General features: G+C 55.7%; 4 protein-coding genes. All 4 read left to right on the top strand.

Annotated features, from left to right (window positions below):
* Positions 1-144: 144 nt before the first annotated feature.
* Positions 145-636, top strand: a complete 492-nt coding sequence (gene nuoI / locus BQ17_RS06920; RefSeq protein WP_089725558.1) for an NADH-quinone oxidoreductase subunit NuoI — start codon at positions 145-147, stop codon at positions 634-636.
* 491 nt (positions 637-1,127) lie between these two features.
* Complete coding sequence (locus BQ17_RS06915; RefSeq protein WP_089725557.1) at positions 1,128-1,787, top strand: NADH-quinone oxidoreductase subunit J; 660 nt, start codon at positions 1,128-1,130, stop codon at positions 1,785-1,787.
* Positions 1,784-2,089, top strand: a complete 306-nt coding sequence (nuoK, locus tag BQ17_RS06910; protein WP_089725555.1) for an NADH-quinone oxidoreductase subunit NuoK — start codon at positions 1,784-1,786, stop codon at positions 2,087-2,089. Before BQ17_RS06915 ends, nuoK begins: the two co-directional genes overlap by 4 nt.
* Before the next feature lie 78 nt (positions 2,090-2,167).
* Positions 2,168-2,869 (top strand): PD-(D/E)XK nuclease family protein (locus tag BQ17_RS06905; RefSeq protein WP_089725560.1); only part of this gene is annotated, 702 nt, incomplete at its 3' end.

Below are 2,869 nucleotides of genomic sequence, written 5' to 3'. Positions count from 1 at the left end.
CCAGACCATGAAAAGCTGGTACCAAAAACAACCCAATCTGTTCAAAAAACGTGTCTATAATCTGGCGGGACTTGACATCTATCAAGGGTACTCTGAACCAAAGCGACCGATGGTGGTCGTCTCCAAACGCAATCGAACATAGAAATGCTGCAAGTCGCACGTGATTATCTGAAAAGCCTCCTGCTGGTGGAGCTGTTCCGGGGCTTAAGTGTCACCGGACGCTATATGTTCGGCCGCAAGTTCACGGTCCAGTACCCGGAGGAGAAGGCGCCCATTTCACCCCGTTTCCGAGGTCTGCACGCCCTGCGGCGCTATCCGAACGGAGAGGAGCGATGCATCGCCTGTAAGCTGTGCGAGGCGACCTGTCCGGCCTTGGCCATCACCATCGAGGCTGAACCCCGCGCGGACGGCTCCAGGCGCACGACCCGCTACGACATCGATCTGTTCAAATGCATCTTCTGTGGCTTCTGTGAGGAATCGTGCCCGGTGGATTCTATCGTGGAGACCCAGATCGCTGAGTACCACTTCGAGGAACGCGGCGAGCATATCATGACCAAAGAAAAGCTCCTTGCAATCGGTGACAAATACGAGGCCGAGATCGCCGCCGACCGCGCCGCGGATGCACCGTATCGATAAGAATTCGAACCGCAAAGGCACAAAGGAGCGAAGGTTTTTTTAGCCGCAAATGAACGCGAATGGCCACAAATCAACGTCAATGGACCAAGAATTGTCGATGATGGCGAGCTGATCTCGGCTGTTCGTTTCACTTGCGGCAAAAAAGCAAAACCGCCGAGGTCCGGATTGGGTATAGGAAAGATGATCTAATCGTTCCAATCGATCCGCAGGTGACGCAGATTAAAAACAAAACAATCTGTGAGAATCTGCGTAATCTGTGGACAGAAAAGATAATGTAATCTATTTGAGGTCAATTTGCGTTCATTCGCGTTCATTCGCGGCAAAAAATAATTCCCATGGGGATGCGTCGCCTCGCGTAGAGGCACAATTTGGCTGGGGGCTGAGAAACAAGCAAATGGGATTTCGTGAATTGATGAAAGTGAAGATTCAACTTGGCAAACTTTTGCGCGCTTCGCGCCTTTGCGGTTAAAAAAACTTACCCGGATCCGATCATGGGCTTCGAAAAGGTTCTCTTCTACGTCTTCGCGGGCATCGCGGTAATCGCGGCCGCCATGGTAATCACCCGCCGTAATCCGGTGCATGCGGTGCTCTACCTGGTGTTGACCTTCGTGACGAGCGCGATGCTGTGGATGCTTCTGGAGGCGGAGTTTCTCGCCATCGTGCTGGTGCTGGTCTATGTGGGCGCCGTCATGGTCCTGTTCCTGTTCGTGGTTATGATGTTGGATATCGACGTGGCGGCCATGCGCGCGCAGTTCGTCCGCTATCTGCCGCTCGGGCTCCTGATCGCCGTCATCATGCTGGTAGAGATCTTCCTGGTCCTGGGTCCGGATACCTTCGGCTTGGAGCAATTCGCCAAGCCGGAAGCCCAGCCGGTGGATTACAGCAACACCTCCGAGCTGGGGATGGTCCTGTACACCGTCTATATGTACCCGTTCGAGATCGCGGCGGTGATCCTGTTGGTCGCCATCGTCGCCGCCATCCGGTTGACCCTACGCCGGCGCCCCGATACCAAGTACCAGGATCCGTCGCAACAGGTGCGGGTCAGAAAAGGACCGGATCGGGTCCGAGTCGTCAAAGTAGCGGCGGAGCCGAGGGTGGTGCCCGCGAAGGCCCAGGCAACACCCGCACCGAGCGAGGCGGAGGTACCATGATTTCCCTGACCGAATACCTGCTGCTGGGGGGAATCCTGTTCTCCATCGGTGTCGCCGGGATCTTTCTCAACCGGAAGAATGTCATCGTCCTGCTCATGTGCATCGAGCTCATGCTGCTGGCGGTGAATATGAACTTCATCGCCTTCTCCCACTTCCTGGGGGACACCACGGGGCAGATCTTCGTGTTCTTCATCCTCACGGTAGCGGCGGCGGAGGCGGCCATCGGTCTGGCGATCCTTGTGGTCCTGTTTCGTGCTCGTCAAACGATCAACGTAGAGGATCTGGACACGCTGAAGGGTTGAGCAATTCTTCGAGGTTCGTGCTTTTGTCCAATTAGAAACGTTGCGACGAGCGTTCAGAATTAGGTGATAGAGGAAACCGTGGCAATCGAGAATATCTCGGAAACGCTGAAACGGGAGTTGCCCGCGCTGTTGCGGGACGATCCGGATCTGCGTCGTTACGTCCTGGAGCTAACGCGCGGAGAGTATGCGGATCGGCAGCAGACGGAAGACCGCTTTGACCGTATTCTGGAGGAATTGCGTCAGGACCGCGAGGCCCAAGAACGCAAATGGGCGAAGCAAGACCGCAAGTGGGAGGAGCAAGACCGCAAGTGGGAGGAGCAAGACCGCAAGTGGGAGGAGCAAGACCGCAAGTGGAAGCAAGCGCAGGAGGAGAATAGGCGTGAATGGGAAGAGCAAAATCGCAAGTGGTGGGAAGCGCAGGCGGAGAATAAGCGCAGATGGGAAGAACAAGATCGCAAGTGGGAGGAAAGCCGAGCCGAGTTCCAGCAGGTACATCAGGAAATCATGGCCCTGGCCGAAAGGCATGATCGCCACATCGGTGCTTTAGGTGCGCGCTGGGGCCTGCAATCGGAGGCGACGTTCCGCAATGCCCTGGCCGGGATCCTGGAAAAGAACTTTGATATACAGGTGCTCAACGTCAATGAGTACGACGATCAGGGGGAGGTCTTTGGTCGGCCGGACCAGGTGGAGCTGGATGTAATCATCAAGAACGGCCTGTTGCTCATTTGCGAGCTGAAATCCTCCATCGACAAGGGCGGTATGTATCTCTTCGAGCGCAAG

The organism is Candidatus Thiosymbion oneisti (genome assembly GCF_900092655.1).
Lineage (GTDB): Bacteria > Pseudomonadota > Gammaproteobacteria > Chromatiales > Chromatiaceae > Thiosymbion > Thiosymbion oneisti.
This window is presented reverse-complemented; position numbering and strand designations above follow the sequence as displayed.